The sequence below is a fragment of the Granulicella sibirica genome, from assembly GCF_004115155.1.
Lineage (GTDB): Bacteria > Acidobacteriota > Terriglobia > Terriglobales > Acidobacteriaceae > Edaphobacter > Edaphobacter sibiricus.
In genome coordinates, this window is sequence record NZ_RDSM01000001.1 from 1,170,339 (window position 1) to 1,193,245 (window position 22,907).

At 60.8% G+C, this 22,907-nt stretch carries 22 protein-coding genes; 13 read left to right on the forward strand and 9 right to left on the reverse strand.

Annotated elements, in window-relative coordinates; all coding sequences use genetic code 11:
• Window positions 1-23 precede the first annotated feature (23 nt).
• Together GRAN_RS04975 and GRAN_RS04980 are read right to left on the reverse strand one after the other, a co-directional pair.
• Window positions 24-974 (reverse strand): LysR substrate-binding domain-containing protein, encoded by a 951-nt coding sequence (locus GRAN_RS04975; protein WP_128911861.1) that lies wholly within the window; start codon window positions 972-974, stop codon window positions 24-26.
• A 21-nt stretch (window positions 975-995) separates the two neighbouring features.
• A complete protein-coding gene (locus tag GRAN_RS04980; protein ID WP_128911862.1) occupies window positions 996-1,472 on the reverse strand; it encodes a GatB/YqeY domain-containing protein in 477 nt (158 codons plus the stop codon).
• 90 nt (window positions 1,473-1,562) lie between these two features.
• Here GRAN_RS04980 and GRAN_RS04985 point away from each other — a divergent pair, with 90 nt between their 5' ends.
• The 8 genes from GRAN_RS04985 (at window position 1,563) to GRAN_RS05020 (ending at window position 10,310) form a co-directional block, all read left to right on the forward strand.
• A complete protein-coding gene (locus tag GRAN_RS04985; protein ID WP_128911863.1) occupies window positions 1,563-2,756 on the forward strand; it encodes a pyridoxal-phosphate-dependent aminotransferase family protein in 1,194 nt (397 codons plus the stop codon).
• A gap of 21 nt (window positions 2,757-2,777) precedes the next feature.
• Window positions 2,778-3,161 (forward strand): hypothetical protein, encoded by a 384-nt coding sequence (locus GRAN_RS04990; protein ID WP_128911864.1) that lies wholly within the window; start codon window positions 2,778-2,780, stop codon window positions 3,159-3,161.
• Between the two features lie 23 nt (window positions 3,162-3,184).
• Window positions 3,185-4,492: a glutathionylspermidine synthase family protein gene (locus GRAN_RS04995; RefSeq protein WP_128911865.1), complete on the forward strand. Its 1,308-nt coding sequence runs from the start codon at window positions 3,185-3,187 to the stop codon at window positions 4,490-4,492.
• A gap of 84 nt (window positions 4,493-4,576) precedes the next feature.
• A complete protein-coding gene (locus GRAN_RS05000) occupies window positions 4,577-5,665 on the forward strand; it encodes a Gfo/Idh/MocA family protein (RefSeq protein ID WP_128911866.1) in 1,089 nt (362 codons plus the stop codon).
• A complete protein-coding gene (locus GRAN_RS05005) occupies window positions 5,662-6,675 on the forward strand; it encodes an NAD-dependent epimerase/dehydratase family protein (RefSeq protein ID WP_128911867.1) in 1,014 nt (337 codons plus the stop codon). Before GRAN_RS05000 ends, GRAN_RS05005 begins: the two co-directional genes overlap by 4 nt.
• A gap of 168 nt (window positions 6,676-6,843) precedes the next feature.
• Window positions 6,844-8,145: a D-alanyl-D-alanine-carboxypeptidase/endopeptidase AmpH gene (gene ampH / locus GRAN_RS05010; RefSeq protein WP_128911868.1), complete on the forward strand. Its 1,302-nt coding sequence runs from the start codon at window positions 6,844-6,846 to the stop codon at window positions 8,143-8,145.
• Between the two features lie 150 nt (window positions 8,146-8,295).
• On the forward strand, window positions 8,296-9,912 hold the full coding sequence (gene serA / locus GRAN_RS05015; RefSeq protein ID WP_128911869.1) for a phosphoglycerate dehydrogenase: 1,617 nt from the start codon (window positions 8,296-8,298) through the stop codon (window positions 9,910-9,912).
• A gap of 71 nt (window positions 9,913-9,983) precedes the next feature.
• Window positions 9,984-10,310: an FmdB family zinc ribbon protein gene (locus GRAN_RS05020; RefSeq protein ID WP_128911870.1), complete on the forward strand. Its 327-nt coding sequence runs from the start codon at window positions 9,984-9,986 to the stop codon at window positions 10,308-10,310.
• 4 nt (window positions 10,311-10,314) lie between these two features.
• Here the strand turns inward: GRAN_RS05020 and GRAN_RS05025 are convergent, their stop codons facing one another.
• Both GRAN_RS05025 and GRAN_RS05030 read right to left on the reverse strand, forming a co-directional pair.
• A complete protein-coding gene (locus GRAN_RS05025; RefSeq protein ID WP_128911871.1) occupies window positions 10,315-10,566 on the reverse strand; it encodes a DUF6496 domain-containing protein in 252 nt (83 codons plus the stop codon).
• Window positions 10,567-10,620: 54 nt separating this feature from the next.
• Window positions 10,621-12,147, reverse strand: a complete 1,527-nt coding sequence (locus GRAN_RS05030) for a hypothetical protein (RefSeq protein ID WP_128911872.1) — start codon at window positions 12,145-12,147, stop codon at window positions 10,621-10,623.
• A 706-nt stretch (window positions 12,148-12,853) separates the two neighbouring features.
• Here GRAN_RS05030 and GRAN_RS05035 point away from each other — a divergent pair.
• The gene (locus GRAN_RS05035; protein WP_128911873.1) at window positions 12,854-13,786 is read left to right on the forward strand and encodes a Nif3-like dinuclear metal center hexameric protein; all 933 of its coding nucleotides are present in this window, start codon (window positions 12,854-12,856) and stop codon (window positions 13,784-13,786) included.
• A 141-nt stretch (window positions 13,787-13,927) separates the two neighbouring features.
• Here GRAN_RS05035 and GRAN_RS05040 read toward each other — a convergent pair whose 3' ends face one another.
• The 3 genes from GRAN_RS05040 to GRAN_RS05050 all read right to left on the reverse strand — a co-directional run bounded on the left by GRAN_RS05040 (window position 13,928) and on the right by GRAN_RS05050 (window position 16,736).
• Window positions 13,928-15,100: a Shedu anti-phage system protein SduA domain-containing protein gene (locus GRAN_RS05040; protein ID WP_128911874.1), complete on the reverse strand. Its 1,173-nt coding sequence runs from the start codon at window positions 15,098-15,100 to the stop codon at window positions 13,928-13,930.
• Window positions 15,101-15,378: 278 nt separating this feature from the next.
• On the reverse strand, window positions 15,379-15,972 hold the full coding sequence (locus tag GRAN_RS05045; RefSeq protein ID WP_128911875.1) for a hypothetical protein: 594 nt from the start codon (window positions 15,970-15,972) through the stop codon (window positions 15,379-15,381).
• A gap of 44 nt (window positions 15,973-16,016) precedes the next feature.
• The gene (locus GRAN_RS05050; protein WP_128911876.1) at window positions 16,017-16,736 is read right to left on the reverse strand and encodes a LamG-like jellyroll fold domain-containing protein; all 720 of its coding nucleotides are present in this window, start codon (window positions 16,734-16,736) and stop codon (window positions 16,017-16,019) included.
• Window positions 16,737-16,835: 99 nt separating this feature from the next.
• On the opposite strand from GRAN_RS05050, the gene GRAN_RS05055 reads away from it, so the two are divergent.
• Together GRAN_RS05055 and GRAN_RS05060 are read left to right on the forward strand one after the other, a co-directional pair.
• A complete protein-coding gene (locus GRAN_RS05055; RefSeq protein WP_206662697.1) occupies window positions 16,836-17,225 on the forward strand; it encodes a hypothetical protein in 390 nt (129 codons plus the stop codon).
• Window positions 17,226-17,413: 188 nt separating this feature from the next.
• Window positions 17,414-18,193: an SDR family NAD(P)-dependent oxidoreductase gene (locus GRAN_RS05060; RefSeq protein ID WP_128911877.1), complete on the forward strand. Its 780-nt coding sequence runs from the start codon at window positions 17,414-17,416 to the stop codon at window positions 18,191-18,193.
• A 507-nt stretch (window positions 18,194-18,700) separates the two neighbouring features.
• On the opposite strand, the gene gatB is transcribed toward GRAN_RS05060, so the two are convergent.
• Window positions 18,701-20,191, reverse strand: coding sequence for an Asp-tRNA(Asn)/Glu-tRNA(Gln) amidotransferase subunit GatB (gene gatB, locus GRAN_RS05065; RefSeq protein WP_128911878.1), 1,491 nt, complete (start codon window positions 20,189-20,191; stop codon window positions 18,701-18,703).
• A 179-nt stretch (window positions 20,192-20,370) separates the two neighbouring features.
• On the opposite strand from gatB, the gene GRAN_RS05070 reads away from it, so the two are divergent.
• Both GRAN_RS05070 and GRAN_RS05075 read left to right on the forward strand, forming a co-directional pair.
• Complete coding sequence (locus tag GRAN_RS05070; protein ID WP_128911879.1) at window positions 20,371-20,700, forward strand: STAS domain-containing protein; 330 nt, start codon at window positions 20,371-20,373, stop codon at window positions 20,698-20,700.
• Window positions 20,701-20,968: 268 nt separating this feature from the next.
• A complete protein-coding gene (locus GRAN_RS05075) occupies window positions 20,969-21,793 on the forward strand; it encodes an enoyl-CoA hydratase/isomerase family protein (protein ID WP_128911880.1) in 825 nt (274 codons plus the stop codon).
• Window positions 21,794-21,866: 73 nt separating this feature from the next.
• On the opposite strand, the gene GRAN_RS05080 is transcribed toward GRAN_RS05075, so the two are convergent.
• Complete coding sequence (locus GRAN_RS05080; RefSeq protein WP_241654343.1) at window positions 21,867-22,823, reverse strand: FecR domain-containing protein; 957 nt, start codon at window positions 22,821-22,823, stop codon at window positions 21,867-21,869.
• Window positions 22,824-22,907: the final 84 nt, after the last annotated feature.

A 22,907-nucleotide genomic window follows, 5' to 3' on the forward strand; every position in this document is an offset into this window, starting at 1 on the left:
TGCGATAAGCCGCGCTTATCGCTTTACGCGGGCTTCTTTCTTCGTCGCGCCAGAGCCTGTTCCCGCAAAAACTCCAGCAGCACCGACGCGTTCCCGCGAGGCTCCGCGCTGCGCATCGTCACGAACGATAGGTCCCTTCCGATCTTCAACCCATGCACGGGAACCTGCATAAGCGTTCCGAGACGTAGCTGGCGTCGGATCGCCGCACGTGAGTAGAACCCAACGCCGAGCCCAGCCTCCACGCAGGCAAGCAAAGCCTCCGCCGAGTTCAGCTCCATCGCGACATTCAGATCCTTCGCGGCAAGCCCAACGGCTTCCAGCGCAGAATCGACGATCTCCCGCGTCCCCGACCCACGCTCCCGCAGCAGGACAGGCATCCCGCGAAGCTGCTCCGGCGCAATCGCCGCGAGCCCGGCCCACGCATGATTGCTAGCGACAACCAGAACAAGTTCATCCCGCAACCACGCCTCCAGCTTCAATTCCGGACGATGCACCGGCCCTTCGACCAATCCGACGTCGACCGAACCATCGAGCACTGCCGCGGCCACCCCTTCGGTGTTGGCACTCCGCATCCGCAACTCAACCGCCGGGTACCGTCGCAGAAATCTCCCGAGCATCGGTGGAAGCACATACTGAGCAATGGTTGTCGACACAGCAAGCCGCAGCGGACCGGTCACCTGCCCTTCGAGCGCCGCAAGCTCTGCTTCGGCCCGCAGGAGAAGCTCGTTCCCTTCTCTCGCATATCGCAGAAGTATTTCTCCGGCAGCCGTCAGGACGATCTCACGTCCCGCCCGGTCGAAGAGCGGCACAGCGATCTCCTGCTCAAGCGCCTTTATCTGCTGCGTCACCGCAGGCTGTGTCAGGTACAGCAACTCCGCAGCCCGCCGAAAGCTCCTCTGCCCGGCAACCGCGCGAAACACCGTCAGCCGGAAGTTCTCGAGCGCTGAGCGGGAGTGACTGGAGCGGTCGGTCACGTCTACTCCTCGCCTCGAAGGCTACTTCGCCAGTTCGGCCTTGAGAATCTCGCTGACCATTTTGCCGTCGGCCCGTAGCCCGCTCGAAAGAATTCTCTGCTGAACGACCTTCATCGCGGGTCCAATGTCCTTAGGACCAAGCTTCGCCCCGCCAGCCGCAAGATGCTCGATTGCACCGTGAATGATCGTCCGAACCTCATCCTCGCTCGCTGCCTGCGGCATGTAGGCCTCGATCATCGCGATCTCTTCCGTCTCCTTCGCCGCCAGTTCAGGACGCCCGCCCTTGGTGAACGACTCGACCGACTCCCGCCTCTGCTTTAGAAGCGTCGTCAGGATCTGCGTCTCTTCGGCATCGGTCAGCGGCTCCCGCTTGTCGATCTCCTTGTTCTTCAGCGCCGACTTCACCATCCGCAGCGTGGTCAGCTTGTGCTCGTCCTTCGCCTTCATGGCCGTCACAATGTCAGTCTGAATCCTCTTGCCAATACTTTCGTCACTCATCGCGTAGTCCTCAAGTGCCCATTATAGAAACTGTCTGCTCACCGCACCGCGAAAGACCGGAGCCTCCAAGCACCCCCTTACAATAGCCCCATGATCCACAAGCCCCGGCAGTTCACACCCGGCCCCACCGCTGTCCTCCCAGCCATCCAGTTTGCCATGGCCACCTCCACCATCCAGCCCGGGACTTCGGAGTTCCGCGCCCTTTATACGCGCGTCCACATCCAACTCCAGCAGTTCCTCGGAACTACCCACGACGTGGTCCTCCTCTCCAGCTCCGGAACCGGCGCCATGGAAGCCGCCGTCTCCAACCTCACTTCTCCCGGAGACCGCGTCCTCGTCCTCATCGCCGGCAGGTACGGCGAACGCTGGAGCGCACTGGCCAAGAACTTCGGATGCGCCGTCGACGAGGTGATCGCTTGCCACGGCCAGACCTTCTCCCCGGATGCGATCAAGGCAGCTCTCAAACTTGAAACCCGCGCCGTCTTCGTCCAGGCTACCGAGACGTCCACCGGAGTCCAGCACGACATCGCCGCCATCGCCCGGCTCCTCAAGGACGAGGCCTCCGAGGCTCTCCTCGTGGTCGACGCCATCTCCAGCCTCGGCAGCAGCCCGCTCGACATCGACATATTGGGAGTCGACATCCTTCTCGCGGGCTCGCAGACCCTGATGGTCCCGCCCGGCCTGAGCTTCCTCGCCGTCTCCGAAAGCGCCTGGGATCGTATGGAGGCCACCTACAACGCCCGCTACTACTTCGACCTCCGCAAAGAGCGCAAAAGCGCCCGTCGTGGCGAATCCGCCTACACTCCTGCCACCTCGCTCATCGTGGGCCTAAGCGCCGCGCTCGACGTCATCGCCGCGCAGGCCATCGGAGACCTTGCCGCCGGCCGCCGCCTCCTCATCACCAACGCCGAAACCTCTGCCGCCATGACGCGCGCTGCCCTGCTCGCCATGGGTTTCCAACTCTTCGCGCCTGAAGCCTCGTCCGCCGCCGTCACCGCTGTCATCCCTCCCGACGGCGTTGATGCCGCCCATCTCATCGATCAGCTCCAACTCCGCTTCGGAACTCGGATCGCTGGCGGTCACGGCGAACTCGAAGGCCGCATCCTGCGCATCGCCCACCTGGGCTTCACCGACTACATGGACACCATCGCGCTCATCGCAGCCATCGAGCAGGTCCTCGCCTCAACCATCCTGCACCTCGCCCTCGGAACAGGCCCCGTAGCCGCTCAGAAGGTCTATGCCGAATACAGCGGGAATCTGTCCTCTGAACCCGCAACCAGATAAACTCCTTCGGAGCACACTTCAATGAAACGATCGATCCACGTCGCCGCGCCTCTCCTGGCCCTTGCCGCTTCCGCCATGATCGCGGGCTGCCGCAAGCCGGAGATGCGCCGTTGCGTGGATGAGCACAACGTCGTCGTCGCCGACGCTCTCTGCGCCGCCCAGGAAAACCTTCAGCAGCAGAACCATGGCGGGGGCGGAGGCGTTGTGTTCCTTCCCTATCGCTACTACTACGGCGGATACGGCGGCTTTGGCCTCGGCTCTTCCGTCGGCGGTGGAGGCTTCACCGCCGCACCCGGCCGGTCCTACGTCAACAGCAGCGGAGTCCGATCCGGCACCGCCCGCGGGGGTTTCGGAGGTTCTTTCTCCGAGGGTGGAGCCCACGGCGGCGGCGGATCCGGCGAATAAGCAATCAACTCTCAGGTGACCAAATGAAGCGCATCTCCCTCGCTCCCCGCCCCGACTGGCAAAGCAAAGTCGAAGCCGTCGGCCTCACCTACCACTCGCCAGAAGTGATGCCCTATCCCTACTGGGACGAGTCGGCCGCCTACGAGTTCACTTCGTCCGAGGTCGATACGCTCGAAGCCGCCGGAAACACGATGCAGGAGATGTGCCTCGCCGCTGCCCAGCACATCATCGACAACAAACGTTACGCCGAACTCGAGATTCCCGAAGCCGCCATCCCCGTCATCGAACTCGCCTGGAACCAGGAGCCGCCTGCCCTCTACGGGCGCTTCGACTTCTCTTGGGCAAGCGAGCACTCGGGCTCCGCGCCCAAGCTGCTCGAATACAACGCCGACACCCCAACCGCGCTCCTGGAAGCAGCGGTCGTTCAGTGGGACTGGCTCAAAGAAGTCACTCCAAACCTCAAGCACCCCTTACACGGCGGCGACCCAGATCAGTTCAACTCCATCCACGACAAGCTCATCGCCAAGTGGAAGGACCTGATCCCCTATCTCCAGCAGCCCCTCTACTTCGCCGGAATCGACGAGCCCGAAGATCAACTTACCCTCGTCTATCTTCGCGACACGGCGCAACAGGCTGGTTTTCAGACCCTCCAGATGTTTATGGAGGAGATCGGCTGGAACGCCGACGCGCAGGCCTTCCTCGACCCCAACGAAGACCAGATGTTCTCTGTCTTCAAGCTTTACCCATGGGAGGCAATGGTGGCCGAGGAGTTCGGCCAACCGGCTCTCGAGACGTACCAGCAGATGCGGTGGATTGAACCCATCTGGAAGATGCTCCTATCGAACAAGGGAATCCTGCCCATTCTGTGGGAGCTCTACCCCAATCACGAACTCCTTCTTGAAGCACACTTCGAGCCAGCCGCACCCGCCACCAGCACCAACGGAGCCTCCGCCCCCGCTGCCACAGGCTGGAGCGGCGTCAACACCGGCTTTGGTTCCGGCTCGGCTCCTCACTCGATCATCCCAGCGCCTACGGGACCGGGACGCATGCGCAACTACGTTCGCAAGCCCCTGCTTTCCCGCGAAGGAGCCAACGTTACCGTAGTCCGCGATGGGGCGACGGTCTTCGAGACCGCCGGAACCTACCTTGGACGCCAGATCCGCCAGGCCCTCGCTCCGGATGCCATCTTCCCCGATGCCGACGGCAAGCCGCGGTATCCCGTCCTCGGTGTCTGGATAGTCGACCAGGACTGCTGCGGCATGGGGATTCGTGAATCCCGCACCCCTGTCACCGATAACTTAAGTTCCTTTATCCCTCACTATTTCGTCTAGAACCGTTACTGACGGATGACGAAGGTGTGACGGACTCCCCGCATTTCTGAGATATACATGGAGGGCGCGGGGAGCCTCAAGGAAATGACGTTGCTAAAGGTCGGGATCGTCGGCTGTGGCAAGATTGCCGACGGGCACGCCGAAGTGCTGAAGTACATGGAGGGCGCTCAACTCGTCGCAGTCTGTGACCGGGAACCGATCCTTGCCGAACAGTTAGCCGTCCGCTTTGGCGTGAACCATTGGTACGGCAGCCTGGACGAGATGCTTGCGGCGGAGCAGCTCGACGTCGTTCACATCACAACACCGCCCGCCGTCCACCTTGCCCTCACGCGCCAATGCGTTCAGGCCGGAGCGCACGTCTTCCTCGAGAAGCCCCTTGCCTTGCGGGCCGCCGAGTGCCGGGAGCTGATCGACGCCGTCACCTCCGCAGGGCGTCAGATGAGCATCAACTACTGGCCGAACTTCGATCCACCCGCCATGGAGTTGAAGCGCATGCTCGCTTCCGGCATCATTGGCGATCCCGTCCACGTGGAAGCCTTCATCGGCTACGACCTCAGCGGAGCCTACGGTCAGGCGCTCATGACGGACCCCGCGCACTGGGTGCATCGCCTGCCTGGCAAGCTCTTTCACAACATGATGGACCACATCTTCAATCGGATCCTCCCGCTCTTCCCGGACGTCGAGCCCGAGGTCCACGCCTTCGCCCACAAGCGCCGCGAGGTGCTCCGTGGCGACTCCACGGACGCTATGCTGGACGAGCTTCGCGTGGTCCTGCGTGGTGGTGGCGTCTCAGCCTTCGGCAGCCTCTGCAGCCACGCACGGCCGGTCGCGAACCTGTTGAAGATCTACGGGACGAAGAACACCGCCGTGCTCGATTTCTCGAACCGCACGGTAGTCCTCGAAACCACACAACAGTATCCCGGCTCCATCGGCAGGCTCATCCCCGCGTTCCAGATGTCCTCTCGCTATCTGAAGGGCGGATGGAGGAACATCAAGGCATTCAAGCGGCATGAGTTCCAATTCTTCGCCGGCATGACAACGCTGCTGGAGTTGTTCTACGCGAGTATTCGCAACGGTACCGAGCCTCCCATCCCCTACATGGACATGGTGAAGGTGTCAGAAGTGATGGATACGGTGATCGAGCAGGTATATCCAGTGGGGGCGGCACGATGAAGATCCTGGTCACGGGGTCGAGCGGGTTTCTTGGTAAATGTCTTGTGGAGCGTCTCCTGGCACACGGCCAAACCGATCTGCGATGCATGGTGCGAAGCCTCGGCAAGGGCGCGCCGCTGCAGGGGCTGGCTGCCGCCTACCCTGCGGCCGTAATAGAACTTTTCGTTGGAGATCTGAGACACAAAGAGCAGGTGGACTCGGCAGTGGATGGCGTAGATCTTGTCATTCACGCCGCTGCAGCATTGAAGGGCAGTCCAGCCGAGATGTTCATGGATTCCGTCGTATCGAGCCGCAATCTTCTGGATGCAGTCGCTGCCCGTGGTATTCGCGTCGTCATCGTCAGCTCCTTTGGCGCAATGGGAGTTGCCGACTTGGGACGCGGAGCCTTCGTCGACGAAACCACCCCCATGGAGAAGCACCCCGAGCGTCGCGACGTCTACAGCTACACCAAGCTCCGGCAGGAGCAGATGTTCTGGGAATACCGGGACCGGCACGGATTCGAACTCGTGGTGTTGCGCCCGGGAGTTATCTATGGGCCGGGCAGTGGACACTTCTCGAACCGAGTGGGATTGAAGCTCTTCGGAAGGTTCCTCCATCTTGGTGGAAGCAATCTTCTGCCCCTCACCTACGTCGAAAACTGCGCTGAGGCGATCGTCTTCGCAGCCCTGTCAAAGGAAGCGGCAGGACAGATCTACAACGTCGTCGATGATGATCTGCCCACCTCCCGCCAGTACCTGTCGCTTTATCGGCAACGGGTGAAACGAATCAGTACCATCCCGATACCCTACTGGCTTCTCCTTTGGGGATCGGGAAAGGTGCAGGCGTATTCCAATCGATCCAAGGGACAGCTTCCAGCGATCTTCACCCCGTATAAGACGAGGGCCATGTGGGGCGGAAACCGCTTCTCGAACGCGAAGCTCAAAGCCCTAGGATGGAAGCCCATCATCCGCACATCCGAAGCACTGGAACGCACCTTCACATCGTTTAGACAAGAGACCACGACTCCATAGGCGATGTGTTGAGGCTGCAGCAGTGGCCCGCAAAACCAGGGGCCCCATCTTCGCCGACGGCTCCATCGTCGGCTAACTTGGGCTGCCCATGCCTCTTCCCGGTATCCTAAGCAGGACGCCGCTAAGAGTCGAAGGCCTGCTCGCCGCCGCAGCTCCCACTAAGCACCCATGCCAATCGCTCCCCGCAAAGCCGCCCTACTCCTTCTCCTCGCCGCCATCCCCCTCAAAGCCCAGCAGACCCCGCCGCTTCCTACCGCCGATCCGTTAGGTGCGGCCATGTTCACCGCCAGTGGAGCCACCGGCATGGTTGTCGTCGTCGTCCGCGACGAAGGCATCTACATGCAGAGTTATGGAGAACAGCGCCCGCACTCCGGCCAGCATCCCGCTCCCGATTCCCTCATCCGCCTCTGCTCGCTGACGAAGATCATCGCCACTGACCTCCTCGTCAAACTTGCCGTCGACCACCTCGTCGACTTCACCGATCCTCTGCAGAAGTTCGCTCCCGCAGGAGTCACCGTCCCCACCAAGACCCTCCACGGCGAAGCTGAACGTGGCATCACTCTTGGCGACCTCGCCACCCACACGGCCGGTCTCCCCCGCGAAGTCGGTTGGCCTCCCGACGACACCCCGCACTTTACCTTTCCCGATCACGCCTACCGCTGGGACTGGCTCCCGAAACAGCGTCTCCGCTTCTCTCCCGGCAAGTTCTCCGCCTACTCGAACATTGGCTTCGACCTGCTCGGCGACGCCCTCGAGCAGGCCTCCGGAAAACCCTATGCCCAGCTCTTCCAGGAGCGTACCGCCGCCCCGCTGGGCCTCCGCGACACCACCCTCACGCCCACACCCGAGCAATGCTCCCGCCTCATGGTCGGCTTCAAGGACGAAGGCCCATGCACCGACACCCAGGCCTCAGCCGGAAGCGGCGGGATGTACTCCACACCGAACGACATGGTCCGCTGGCTCCAGTACCTGCTCAGGCTGCCTAGCGTTCCCGTTCAGCAGAACACCGCCGCTCAGGCCGTCTACATCCTGCCCAGCCAGCTCAACGGCATGAAAGGCCTCAGCCACGCGGGCGAGCCGTCCGGCATCGGACTCGGCTGGATTCGCCTCGGCCTTCCCGAAGATCCCGGCATGATCATCCAGAAGACCGGCGGCGGTGGCGGCTTCACCACCTACATCGCCCTCCTGCCTTCCCGCCGTACGGGGATTTTCATCGCCATGACCGAGGGCCGACACTCAGGCCACGTTAACGTCTTCCACGAAGCCAACAATCTCGTCACCATTATGGCTGGACTCCCTCCACTTCCGCCCGAGCCCGTCGCCGATCTCCCCTCGGATTCTGTCCAGGCTCACGCCAACCTGCCCGTCCACGCGAAAACACGCGCAGCGACCACGAAGGCCCGCGCAGCTACCGCCAGGGCACAAGCCGTTCATCGCCCTGTAAAGAAGGCCCGAAAGCCTACCCGGTAAACGGACGCTAAGTCCCCGAAGCCTCCGGCCAGCACCTATACTGGAAGACGGCAGAAGTGACTCGAATCACCGTATTTCGCTCTCCTCTCGCGTTTCCTCCGCGTTGAGTCTTCCGAAAGTCCCTGAAGTACCAAGGAGCCGTACACCCGCATGAAGATCGTCCTCGCCGAAAAAGTCTCGCCCGCCACCCTCGCCGTCTTCCAGAAAGAACCGGGCTGGCAGATCGTCTCCCCCGACCAGATTAAGAATGGCCTCGCCGCCGAACTCGCTGACGCCGACGCCCTCGTCGTTCGCTCCGCCGTCCAGGCCGACGCCGCCCTCCTGTCGCACGCCCCCAAACTCCGTGTCATCGGACGCGCCGGAGTCGGCGTCGACAACATCGACACCGATGCCGCCACCCACCAGGGCATCGTCGTCATGAACACCCCCGGAGCCAACGCCGTCGCCGTTGCCGAACTCACCCTCGGCCTCATGATCTCGATGGGCCGCTCCATCCCCCGCGCCAACAACACCATGCACGCGGGCAAGTGGGATAAGAAGACCCTTCAGGGCTCGGAACTGCGTGGCAAGACGCTCGGCATCGTCGGTCTCGGACGCATCGGCCTCGAAGTCGCACGCCGCGCCCACGCCTTCGGCATGACGCTCATCGGCTACGACCCCTTCATTGCCCCAGTCGTCGCCCGCGAGAATGACGTCACGCTCGTCTCCATTGATGAGATCTTCAAGCAGTCTGACTACCTCACGCTCCATGTCGGCCTTACGACCCAGACTGAAGGCCTCATCAACGCCCATTCCATCGGCATCATGAAGCAGGGCATTCGCATCATCAACTGCGCCCGCGGAGAGCTTATCGTGGACGAGGCGCTCGTTGAGGGACTCAAGTCTGGCAAGGTCGCTGGAGCAGCGCTGGACGTCTTCCGCCAGGAACCGCTCAAGGAGTCCGCCTACTATGGCCTCGACAACGTGCTTCTAAGCCCGCATATCGCCGGAGCCACCGACGAGGCCCAGGAGGCCATCGGCATCCAGGTCGCCATGCAGGTTCGCGACTACCTCAAACTCGGAGTGGTCCAGAACGCCGTCAACGTCCCTTCGCTCTCGCGTGAGGAGTACGTCGAAGCCGCGCCTTACATCGAGATGGCCGAACGTCTTGGCAGCTTCCTTGCGCACGCTACTCCCGGCAATCTGGAGAACATCCAGATCACCTACTCCGGACGCCTCGCCACCGGCAAGACCGACCTCATCCGCAACGCGGCCATCTGTGGCATTCTCGCCGACGAGGAGAGCGTCAACCGCATCAACGCGGCAGCGATCGCGGGCGAACGCGGCATCCGCATCCAGGAAGACAAGAAGGAGTTCACCACCGGCGGTACGGGCTCGGTTCTCAAGCTTGTCCTTCACAGCTCCGACGGGGACACCAGCGCTTCCGCGACGGTGCTTCACGGCTCCTCGCCGCGTCTGCTCACCTACGATGGCATCGACATCGAGGCTCCGCTGAACGGAACGCTTGTGGCCATTCGGAACCACGACGTTCCCGGCGTCGTCGGACGCATTGGAACCATTCTGGGCGAGCAGCAGGTCAACATCGCCAACTTCGCCCTCGGTCGCGCCACCTCGACGACACGGGCGCAGCGGGTTCCGCAGGGTCAGGCACTTGCAGTTGTGCAGATTGACGTTCCAAGCGCAGCTTCCGCCAACTCGGCCGTCGAGGCTCTCCGCAAGGTCGAAGCTATCGCGAGCGTTCGTCTCGTCGAGCTTCCGAAGGCATAACCTGGCAGCGGGCGATGTGCTCTCCACATCGCCCGCCGCAATTCGGTAAGCTATCAGCAAGGAACAAGAAGATGCCGCTCTACGAATACGAATGTACGACCTGCCACAAGCACACCGAAAAAATCCAGAAGTTCTCCGATCCTGAGATCACCGTCTGCCCGCATTGCGGCGGACACCTGGAGCGCGTCATCTCCGCGCCTGCGATCTCCTTCAAGGGAGGCGGCTGGTACGCGGATGGCTATGGCAACGCCAAGCCGTCAGCTTCAGGCGAGAGCAAGAGCTCGAGCGAGTCCGTCAGCAAGGACAGCACAAGCAAGCCAGCGAGCGACAGTGCGGCTCCGGCCGCTGCGCCAGCGGCAGCACCTGCGGCTGCTCCAGCGAGCGCGAGCAAAGACTAGGAGCTCAGTGGACCTGGTTCAGAGATGGCACCTGGTCACCTTCCTTCCGAGCCTCGGAGAGCGCGATCGCGATAGCCTGCTTCGGGTTCGTGACCTTCGCTCCGGATCCACTCTTCAGCTTTCCGGCCTTCATGGCCTTCATCTCCGTTTCGACCTTGGCTCCGGCTGCGGCGCTATACTTTGCGCCTTTGGCGGCTTTCTTGGAGGGAGTCTTCTTGGCTGCGGTCTTTTTAGCTGCTGCCTTCTTTGTGGCCATCCAGTTCACCTCTCCACGTCAGACTGAGACGGCGATTCCTGAGTTGCACAGGAATCAGTGCTTTTGTTCCGAGTTCTTCCCCTTTCGAACACGGCCGACGATGCCGAGAAGAAGTAGCCCGACGATTCCCCATAGCGCGGCTTTCAGTGCGGTTTGCCGCCAGCTGTGCGTGCGTTCGAGCGTGCCGTCTGTCCAGGCCTTATGAACGGCGACTAGGTCAGCGCCGAAGCCGGGGATCGTCACGCCTTCGAGGTCCTCTGTCGGTAATGAGCCGAAGATCCTTTCCGGCTGAGGCATGAGGCCGTCGCGGTCCTTTGGGATCGCCTTGATGAGAGCGTTGATCTCGGCGTCCTTCGGGTCGTCGAAGAGAGCTCCATCGGCGGTGTTGGGGAAGAGCGTGGCTTTCCCGGTCATCTTGAGCTCGATCGCGGCGACGACATCCTGGCAGACTCCGAGTGCGTAGTAGCCGCCGAAGGGGAGCGTTGGGCGCTCACGGTGGAGGCGAGCGTAAGCTGCGACCATCGCTCCGGCGAGCCGTGTGACCTCGATGGCTTCGGCGTTGCGGTACTCGTGAGCGTGGCGATCCATGACCCACGGCTGATCGAGCTGGTCCATGACGCGGAACTCGGACTTGCCGTCGATGCCGAAGTAGTGCGCGATGCTGGCGTTGATGACCGGACCGCGAATCTGCCACTCGTATTCGGCATGACTTACAGGGACGAGAAGAGGGCGTTTGGTGCCGGGAACGACGATCTGGGAGTTGACCCAGAAGGGCATCATCACGTCCTGGCCTTTGTAGTGGAAGTGGCCGAAGTTGGCGAAATAGCGTGAGTCGGAGACGACGACCTCGTGTCCGGTGGCGATGAGGACCGCGATGAGATCCTGCGGCGTCGAGACGGTTCTGCCGTTGATCTTCGCCGTCATGTCGGGAGTGATGTGATCTCCATCTTCGAAGCCGTTGAGGCTGAGGCGATTCAAGACCTCGGAGAGGCGCTGGCTTTCGGCGTGCATGGGCGCGAATCGCGGGTCGGGTCCGTCGCCGCGAACGACTCCTGCTCCGATCTCGTTTACCAGGCCTTCGCTTGAGAATCCTGGGCGATTGGATGGTTTGTTCAGGTCTTCGGTGTGTGCTTCGTCCAGATCGTACGGGCCGAAGTCGACAAAGGTGCTCATTTTGGCCGAGACGATTTTTCCGGGCTTCGCGGCTCCCTCGGCGGTGCTGCCGGGGTTTTTCGCGAGTGTGGTTGCGTCGGCGTCTTTTCCTGCGACGTGGCCGACGACGCGAACCGTGGGGTTGATCTGGCGCATGGTCCAGCCGGGAAAGCGATCGAGTCCCTGCCAGTCCTTGCCGAGGATCAGTTCGCGGAGGTGGTGGAGAAGATCCGGTGTCAGGAGCGCGGCTCCGACCTTGGACTGCTTCTGCAACTCGTCGAGCATGGCGTCGGTGAATCCGGGACGAGCGGAGAGTTCGCGCATCATCTCGGAGAGAAGAACAGTGTTTGGAGGCATCTGGCCGGGAGGCGCGAGACGCTCCGAACTTGCGGGTCCCATGCAGGTCACAAGTGTTGCGATTCCAGCCATTCGTACTCCAAGACGCGCGGTTCGCGGCAGCTTCGCCCAGAGGCTGCCTACTTTGTTTCCCAGCGAAATCATTGGTTCATTAGACTATGGATTCGCAGCCTGCAGACACCCCCACCCCCCTCCCCATACGCGGGGCGCAAGTCGTTTCGAATGATGGATTTGCGACAGGGTTGCTCCCGCAAATATCAGTATCGAAAGGACTTAGCTGCAAATATTAGTCAGCAAAGGACTTAGCGGCGTTACGTCGCACCCGTGACGTGGTTTTCGCTCGTTTTCGATTCCTGCATCCAGTGTATCGAACTCACCGAAACTAAAGGGACACGAGATTTCGCTTTGTTTTGTGTTAGTTACAGGTTTTGGGGCTTGACATGCGTTTTTGCCGGGAAATACGCGGAATTTATTTTTAGGTCGCTTTGCGCGTTTGGACCGGCGTGAAGGAGTTGCACCTTGGACTGATCTGCGCGAGGGGTGCAGCCGATATATCCGAGTGGCGGATTGCCACTCGGGGGTGAAGGATGAAGGTCGAAGATCGTTACATGTTCGGAGCGGCAGTGTTCATGGTGGTCACCTCGGCGGCGTACTTGCTGCTGGCGGGACAGTAGAGTCGCTGAAAGAGTCGGCGCGATGGTCGAATCCTGCCGCTACGTCAGACTAAGACGTCCGTCTGACGCAGCAAAGGCTATGGCGGACGTTTAGGATATCGAGGATGAAGACCTCACCGATCGTGCCGGGTACGCAGCCTCGGTTCGTCGCTCTCTTCGCTGCCATGGTTCTCTTGAGCGGATGTGCTGCCGCGCAAACGAACGCCGCAGCGCCTACGGCGGGTGAGGCGTGGTCACGCATCCAGAAGCGATATCTTCCGGCCGCGCCTCCTGACACGGTGGACACCTTGAAGGCAGGGGACCCAGCGACTCCGGTGACCGGAATCGTGACCACGTTTTTGGACACCATGGCGGTGCTCAAGGAGGCGGTGCGGTTGGGCGACAACCTTGTCATCTCCCATGAGCCGACCTTCTATAACCATCGCGACGAGACGAAATCCCTGGCCGATGATCCCGTCTACAAGGAGAAGCTTGCTTACATCGAGCAGCATCACCTTGTCGTGTACCGGCTGCACGATGAGATCCATGCCGACCCGTCCGGGGATCATATCTTGAAGGGCGTGTACGAAGCCCTGGGATGGACGGCTTATCCTCATCCCTCGGGGCCTATGGGCGAATACTTTGTCACGATTCCGCAGACGACTTTGGGCAGGCTTGCGCTCACGCTCAAGGACACTCTCCACGCTCAGACCATGCGAGTGGAGGGAGATCCGGATCTGCTGGTCACGCACGTGGCACTCATACCCGGAGCCGCAGGCCGGGAAGAGCAGATCCGTGCGTTGAATGCGCCCGGTGTCGAGGTTCTCATCGCCGGGGAAGCGAGCGAGTGGGAGACGGTGGAATATGTAAGGGATGCGGTTACCCAAGGCCGCAAGAAGGCGCTGATCCTGCTCGGTCACGAGGTGTCGGAGGAGCCGGGGATGGAACGAGCGGCGAAGGAATTGCGCCTGCTGTTTCCTGGGATTCGGGTAGACCATGTTCTTGCTGGACAGCCACTTTGGAGCCCGGAACATCCGGTGAAGCCTGGGAAGTTCTGATTGCCGATAACAACTTGCTGAGGATAGGTTCAGAACGACGTATCGGCCCAAGGCGGGTTTACCGATATGCGACTTCTGGGGACCATCAAAGCGTAGACGATGAGAACGGCGTTTATCAGGAGTTAAGAGTTCGGTAGTTCCTCAAAGCTGACACATCTGGCTTTCAAAGATTTCGTCGTAAGTAACGATCTCCACATTTATTTCCCGCTTTCGAATGTCGAAAGTGCTCGCATCAGTGCGATTTTGTGGACTGCGGCCAATCAGCACCGCGAGGCGCGAATTCTGCGGTGAGAAACCAAGGCTTTTGGAGATCGCTTCAAGGTTCGTCGGATTGTGCATCGCACGCTGATAATCACGGATTTGGTTGATGGAGGCATGTACCTTATGCGCAAACCCAGCATGGAACCCGCGATTCACAAGCCTCTCGCCGGGTCCTTTGAGCTCGAGCAAGTCCAGATTGCCGTCTTCTGAACCGAGGATTGAGGAAAACACGAAGTCAGGCTTTTGATTTTTAGGTTCTGTGAAGTTTATTTCGTGAGAGAGGGGTATTCTGCCCCTTGCTTCCATGAGAATCGCCGGATGTTGCACAAAGAATTTGTGCATCTCTGTTTCAGTCGCGTCTCTACTAAGCAGTTGTTCGAATAGTGCCACATCGTTGGAGAGGCCCTCGCGGTCGCGGCTGAAGGTTACCCAATCACTTAATTTGCGACGGTCGCCTGCGGCGTTGTAGTGCTCCGTATTACTCCGGCCGTGCTTTCGTTTGAGTGCGGGCTTGATTTGAGCCCGCCCCATTTCGTGCCGAACAAGTAAGCCGCAGCATTCGTAATCAGAGAGCAAAGCTACGTGATGTGCTTTCACAGCAGCCTCGATATGGAACATCATCATTCGAGCTGCGTAGACGTGGTGGAAGCCAAGATAGAACAGGGCCTGGGTACTTACCTTAGCCGCCTGAAGCAGCCATGGTGCGACCGGGCCATGAAAAATGATGAATGGAAGCGAACGCCATTTGCGACCGTCCCTAGTCGTGCAAGCGTCTGGCAACATTCGCGCCTCTTCTGCCAAATAAACCGCAGTGTCGAAGGGATAGTGCGCCTCAAGCTTGTCATCTCGACTCCATCCAAGCTCCACCCCATTCGCGGAGCAAACAATTGCGTCGATGAGTGCCAGGCTGCTACCGGTCTCAAATCGAAGATAGCTTGTCAGCCTGAACCAAGGCATGAACTCAACCAAATGATGAGCAGCACGTAGTTGCGCCATCACCGAATTCGCTTCGGCTTCTTCCAAACCTGGCGTGTTGGTGTAGAGCAGGTTCACGTCTCTGAGTCTACGAGCATCGGTTTGGGTTATGCACGTAACAGTACAGCTACCAGAGTTACATCAGCGATGATCGGGTTGCTCAATCCCACTCAGATATCTGAATTGATGTCATGTCAGTCCTGATATGTCGGCATCTCGGCAGTGGTCCTGCACCGCAAGAAGGGCTCTGCAACTTTGGTTTCGTGCACCCGCATGGGCTTGCCGCATCCAGTACAGAACGGAATGCCGGTTGGGGTAGACCCACCCTATATGGATCCCTACGGAAGAAAGCGTCCTCAGGCAACAGGCTCGTCTGAGGACGCCTTTTCAGGCACGTTTGCGAGGCGACGGCGCATGGACGCCGAAATGTGTTTGGGCTCGAAGATGATTCGGTCGAAGCCGTAGGCCAATCGGATATTTTTCTCCGGGCAGAAGAGGGCATAGACGATCACGTTGTCGCCGAGGTCCAGGACTTTCTCGAACCGAAGTCTCATATCGCCGATGCGGCCTTCGGCACCGAGTGCGTCTTCGATGTGTTCCAGGTTACGCGTCGCAAGGCCACGCTCGGGATCATCGACCCAGCGGATTCTGCTTTGCCCTTCGGTCGGGTAGCTCCACTGTGTGGTGCTGCCCCAGCGTATGGCGTGCGATGTACGAATGCAGATCTTGGGGTATCCGATGTGGACAACACCTTTGATTTCAAGGTCGATATAAAACTCGAACTGGTAGAAGTTTCCGGGGACGAGATTAGGCTTACGCGGAGGCGGCGAAGCCGGCACTGTGGCCGGAGGGACTTTGCGCGGCATGGAAGAGGCAGGCGGCAGGATGGAGAGCGAGGGCGGCTCCTTGCTGATGCCACCAAAAAGGCGCTTCAGGAAATCACCTGGCATTGTTTTTCTCCGCCGGGCCATGCTAGCAGGGTTTGCTCGGGGCGCTAATGCCTGGCTGCATCAGGGGATTTCAGGAAGTTTGCCGGGGGGAGAACGGTGTTGGTGAAGCGTGCGGCGTAGACGTCGCCGGTGAAGAAGTCGCGCTTGTCGATGCGGGTTCCGACGGATGTGGTGCCTGGGGGGAGAGGCGACAAGGTGATGGGGATTTCGCCCTGCAAGGCTCCGTCGACGTAGCCGCGCAGGGTCTTGCCGTCGTAGGTCGCGGTGACGGCGTACCAGCGATCGAGTGGGTGGAGATGCGGTGGGTCGCAGGCGATGGTGACGCCATGCTGCTCGACACCGTGATCGAAGTTGATGCCGACGGTATCGAGACACCACTGGTGATTGACGATGCGGATCTCGAACATGCGGCGGGTTTGCGAGTTGCGGTCCTGGAGATGGAAGAAGCGCTGCGCGGGTGCGCCATGGGAGGAGGGGCGGAAGAGGACGTCGAAGGTGTAGGTGGGGGCGCCGGAGAGGGGCGCGGTGTCGAGGAGGAGGGCGTCGCCGGCGGGGTTGCCGCTTTCGGGGTTGGTGGGGTTGGTGTTTCCGTGGCCCTCGAAGTGGATGGCCTTGCCGATGGGGGTGTCGATGACGTGAGGGGTGCCGATGGTGGTGACGGGAGTGTCGCCGATGCGGGTGAGGTTGTCGAAGCGCCAGGTGGTGGCTTGCTGGGCGAGGGCGGGGATGGCGAAGGTGAGGAGGGCGACAGCCAGGAGTTTCATTGCAGATCAGCATACGCAATCGGCGGCGCGGCTTCCCGGTGGGATGATTTGGGTGATTTGCGCACAGACGCGGGGGTTGGCGTGACGTAGGCTTTGCGGATGAAGATACCTGTCCGCTCGCTCTCCGTCTGCGTTCTGCTCGCTTCGCTCGCCTGTGGGGCACAGACGCCTGCACCGCTTGCTCCGGTGCCGACAACCAAGATCCTGGCGATTGGCCGGCTGAAGGCTGCTCCGACGGCGGAGCAGAGGAAGCTGCTGGGCTCCAAGGAAGTGCCGGAGACGGTGAAGCTCTATCTGGCGGGGAAGATCGACCAGTGGTACTCGATCCGGAACGACAATGGGGTGGTGTTCGTGATGAACGTGTCGACGGTGGAGGAGGCGCATGCGCTGCTGGAAGCGCTGCCGCTTGGACAGGCGAAGCTGATGACGTTCGAGCTGATTCCGCTGGGGCCGCTGAGCCCGCTTGCACTGCTGGTGCGGGAGCCTTGAGTGAATTGGAGCTGAAGTGTCCGATAGGAGACACGCAGGCATGTGCACGGCGAGTGGTCTGAGTTGCAGCCGGATACAAGCATTACGGCAGGTTTCGGACGATAATGCTGATGTGAGACTTATGCATAAGGCCTCAAGAGGCTACTGAGTGAGTTTCGGAACGCCGGGCTTATGCGTTGAAGTCAAGGATGGCAGCAGATGGAGAGCATTTCTTGAACAGGGCCAGGAATTGTTCGTTGCCCGTTGCCCTTGTGACCGGCTCTACTTCTGGCATCGGTGCTGCGATTGCCCGCCGGTTATCCAGCGAGGGATATGCCGTGGTCCTTCACTCGCGCAGTTCAGCAGAAGCAGGCAATGCGCTGGCTACTGAACTTGGAAACGCTATTTACGTTCAAGCTGATCTGGCCGAGGATGCCGATAGAATCAGGCTCGTGAGGGAGTCGGTGTCTCGCTGGGACCGCCTTGATGTCCTTGTTAACAATGCCGGCATTAGCCGCGTTATTCCCCACACCGATCTTCTGGCGGCTTCGCCCGCCATCTGGCATGAACTGCACGAAGTCAACGTGGTGGCCCCGTTTCGCCTGGTGGCGGAAGCTGCAACCGCTCTGAGAGCTGCGGCCACTCGCGGCCGACCGGCATGTGTTGTCAATATCAGCTCACACGCTGGCGTCCGGCCCAAGGGCGCGTCCATCCCTTACGCCGCATCCAAAGCAGCACTAAACCATGTCACCCGCCTGCTCGCGTTATCGCTCGCCCCGGACATCAGAGTGAATGCCGTAGCCCCTGGTCTCGTGGACACGCCGCTGACAGCGGATTGGACAGCTGCCCAAGAGCTTTGGCGAGACCGTTCGCCCATGCGACGGCCAGCCAGCCCGGCTGATATCGCCCAAATCGTCATGATGCTGATAGCCTCCGACTACCTCACTGGTGAAATCGTCGTCTCGGACGGAGGCCTGAGCCTGACGTAGCGGCGAGATCAGGCGGGATTGACGCATCGGAAACCGGTAACAAAGACGCGCTTCCCGAGGCAAATCGTCAATACACCTTCTCAAAAACCGTGAGTGCCTATAAGCATCTCGTGGCGAGTGGATCAGATCGCTGTGTCGCCACGATTCGACTTATCAAGAACCTGCCGAGCGAAAAGCGGCCAGTTCTATGTTTTGGCGCAACCCTCAACTCGATCATTGCCACCGCAAGGGGCTTGTAACGGATGTCCCAGGTCCACAACGTAATGCATGTCGCGGTACACTCACTCCCACGGGATGACGGAGGAAGGATCCTGCGCGTATTCGCCATGCGCTGGTTGAGTTCCGCTGACTGCTCCGCGCGGTGATGGCCGGTGATTGCGCCTCGATGGCTTCCCAGAGCGCGTCCAGCAGATCGAATTTTTCCGCGACGGAGAGAGTACGATCTGGCTTGGAAGACTGTTCGTGGGTTTCAGCTTAGGAAAGCTGGAGAGCAGGGTCAATCGGCTCTCAGAGGGGTCCCAGGGCATCCAGTTTCTTGGTGACGAGCTCGTTGAGGAGGGCGGGGTTGGCCTGGCCTTTGGAGGCGCGCATGACCTGGCCGACGAAGAAGGCGGCGACGGTCCTCTTGCCCTTTCGATACTGCTCGACCTGATTGTCGTTGGCGGCGATGACCTCGTCGATCATGCCCTCGATGGCGGAGGAGTCGGAGATCTGCTGGGGCTTCTCACGCTCGTAGACGGCGGGAAAATCCTCGCTGTTGGCGAAGGCGGTGTCGAGGAGCTGCTTGAGCATCTTGCTCGAGAGGTCGCCGGATTCGAGGAGGTCGGCGGCCATGACGATGCCGGCCATGGAGACGGGGGACTGGTCCTGCTCGAGGTCGGCGAGGCGGAGACGGCTGGTGAGCTCGCTCAGGATGAGGTTGGCTACGCGGCGGGGATTCTTCGCCTGCTTGGCGGCGTCTTCGAACTGGTCGGCGAAGGCGCGGGTGGCGGTGAGCGTCATCGCGTCCTGCTCGCTGATGTCGTAGGCGGCGATCATGCGGGCGCGGCGGGCTTCGGGAAGCTCGGGCATCTGAGCGAGGATGGAGCGCTGCCAGTCGGGACCGACGACGAGGGGCGGGAGGTCGGGCTCGGGGAAGTAGCGGTAGTCGTGGGCCTTTTCCTTGGAGCGCATGGAGTAGGTGCGACCCTCGGCGTTGTTCCAGAGGCGGCTCTCCTGCTGGACGCGGCCGCCGTCTTCGATGACGCCAATCTGGCGCTCGATCTCGTACTCGACGGCGGAGCGGATGTAACGGAAGCTATTGACGTTCTTGACTTCGGCCTTGGTGCCGTACTCGGTGGCACCCTTGAGCATGACGCTTACGTTGGCGTCGCAGCGGAGGGAGCCCTCTTCCATGTTGCAGTCGCTGACGCCGGTGTAGAGGAGGATCTCTTTGAGCTTGGTGAGGTAGTCGAAGACCTCGTCGGCGGAGCGGAGGTCGGGCTCGCTGACGATCTCGACGAGCGGCGTGCCGCAGCGGTTGAGGTCGATGTAGGTCTTGTTGATCGAGTCGGCGAAGCCATCGTGGACGCTCTTGCCGGCATCCTCTTCCATGTGGAGGCGGGTGATGCCGATGCGCTTGGGTTCTCCGTTGGGGCCGGGCACGAAGAGATGGCCGTTTTCGGCGATGGGCTTGTCGAACTGCGAGATCTGGTAGCCCTTGGGGGAGTCAGGGTAGAAGTAGTTCTTGCGGGAGAAGATGCTGCGCTCGCGGATCTCGCAGCCGATGGCTTTGGCGGCGAGCACGGCGTACTCGACGGCCTGGCGGTTGAGGACGGGCAGGGCTCCGGGAAGGCCGAGGCAGGTGGGGCAGCAGTGGGTGTTGGGGTCGCCGCCGTACTGGTTGACGCAGCCACAGAAGGCCTTGGTGCGGGTGAGGAGCTGGACGTGCACCTCGAGGCCGATAACGGGCTGGTACTTGGCGAGAATCTCTGGCGAGAGTGCGGCTGCGGTGGGCATCAACTGAGATTTTATCAGTGGGGAACAGAACGAAAGCCGGTGTTTTCCCTACGCGACGGGTGTCCGGTCGAGGCGGAGGCGGCGTGCCAGTACCAGCCCGACGTGTTACCGAGAATTAACAGAGTGTGAGGTACCGAACGGTTACTCTTGGGCCTTGCCGAAGAACGTCAGGGAGGCGAATGGAAGCGCAAGAGTTGTGGTGTGAGGTGGAGAAGACCACTGAAGATAACGGCGGCCGGCTGGCTACGGTGACGTGCCATGGACGTTTGGTTGCTGGAACATCGGAAGCCATCAAGGCAACTGTGAAACCCCTGATCACCGACGGTGGCCGGATCATCGTGGATGTCGGCGACCTGCAGTACATCGACAGCATGGGGCTCGGTGCACTGGTGGGTTTGAAGGTTTCGGCGATTGGCGCTGGATACTGCACGCTGGAGTTCAAGAATCTCTCGGACCGCTTGCAGGCGTTATTGCGGATCACGAATTTGACGGATCTGTTCAAGTCCTAAAGGTCTAAATCGAACACAGGGGCAGGGATTCCGTAAACTACCGGATTCCCTGCCCCTGTGTTCGTTTGACGATGGAGACGAGGATCTCGTGCCGGAGTGCGGGCTGCGGTGGGCACTCCCGTGGCAGTGGGAAAATGCCCGAAAACGCCAATACACGAGGCTTTTCCCTGGGGTACGGTGTCTCCAGCGCTTAAGATCCGCGGGCTGCTTCCTGGCCTGCGAATACCTCCCCGGAACGCAACTGTCCCCGAATCAAGGGACCAGGTACATGATGAATTCGACCCACGGAACCCTGAAATTTCGCTCCAGCGACGCGGTCTTGTTCGCGGCGATCGATGCTCCGCCACTCAATATGCTTGGGCCTGAACTGGTCAGCGATCTTGTCGAGCTGATCCAGTTGCTCGATAAGGGCGAACCCTACAAGGTCGTGGTCTTCTCGAGCGCAAACCCGAACTTCTTCATCTCTCACGTGGACACGACCAAGATCAAGGAGTACCGGCAGGCTGCCGCGGCGTTGACGGGAGAAGCATCGATTGCCCTGCTCTTCCGGCGCCTGAGCCGTACGAAGGCTGTCAGCATTGCTCAGATCGAGGGGCGGGTTCGGGGTGCCGGGAGCGAGTTTGTGATGGCGTGCGATCTCAGGTTCGGAGCCAGGGAGACGGCGATTCTTGGGCAAAATGAGGGCGGAATGGGCGTGCTGGCCGGTGGAGGTGCGGCTCAATATCTTTCGCATTTGATGGGGAGGGGACGCGCCTTAGAGATCATGCTGACCGCTGACGACTACAGCGCCGATCTGGCGGAGCGCTATGGCTGGATCAATCGCGCGGTGCCCCAGGCGGAGATCGACGGATTTGTCTCGACGATGGCTCATCGCATTGCGCGCTTCCCAGCGAGGGGGCTGTGGGAGATCAAGGCGAGGATGAACGACCTGACGCTGAACCCGGAAGACAACTTCCGTCGCGATTCCGACGCATTCGCGCAGGGCCTCAAGGATCCGGAGGCCCAGGCGGTGATCCAACAAGCGGTCGAAAAGGGCTTCGGCACGTCCGAAGAGGCGGAGCTCAACCTAGGCAGGATGCTGGGAGAGCTTTAGGAGTCCTCCCGCGAAGACAGAAAAAGGACCCCGATCGGGGTCCTTTCTTGTCCAGTCGCACAGGGTTTCACTCTTAGCGGTGGCCCCCTCCGCCGCCGCCGTGGAATCCGCCGCCGCCAGCGAAGCCTGAAGCGTGGGCTACATTGCCGTTGCCGCCGGGGCGAGCGCCCGGGTTAGTGCCTGCGCGGTAAATGCCAGTTCCGCGGATGCCGCCACGGTTATAGAAGCCGCCGCGCCCGTACCCATAGCCGCCGTAGATGAAGCCACCTCCGTAAAGATAACCGGGCGAGTAGAAGCCGTAGCCGAAGGGGTTCCAGAAGAGGCCGTCACCGGGAAGCCAGGAGTAGCCGTAGGGGCCGCCGGCCCAGTACCAGCCGGGGTTGAAGTCGGCTGCGCCTTCGTATTCGGTGGCCAGAGAGAGGTTCGCTTCGCCGAGGTACTCGGAGCGGAGGCTGCTCCACTGCAGGAGGTCATCCTGCGATTTTTCCTTGTCGAACTTCTGCGGCTTTGCGGGCTCTCCGTTGAGGGCGAGCTGGCGGCCGTCCTTCACATCGATGGGCTTGATGTCGGTCTGGAGATTCGTGCCGGGGTAGACGGCGGCTTTGCCGTCGAAAACACGGACGGTTGAGGTGCCGGAGTCGAAGGTATAGAGGCCGTTCTTGAGGAGGTGCGTCTGGCCATTCTTCATGTCGACGAGGAGGCGGTTCTGGGGAAAGAGCTGATCAACCTCGACGTCGGCGCGGCCTTGCTCGAGACGGATCTCGGTGTGCATGAGATCGGGTGAGACCATCTGGACGGTGCTGTCTTCGGCGATGCGCAGGAAGACGCCGGGGGTGAGCAGGATTTCGGCTTTGCCTTTCGCAGTGGCGAGATACTGACTGGCTTCGAGTTCCGTGGTGCCGATGGAGTGGGGAGTGAGCGGGCGGCCCTCGATGGAGGCCTGACCTTCGACGTAGTTCAGAGTCCCTGGGCGGGCTGGGTTTGCGTTTTGCCCGAAGGCGGACGCGCACAGAGTCGCCAGGGAAAGCATAAGGGCTTTCATCCTTGGCATGGTTACTACCTCTGTTTCTTTAGATGTGCGTTTGGGGGAAACGTCACACTTCCGGCGCCGTTT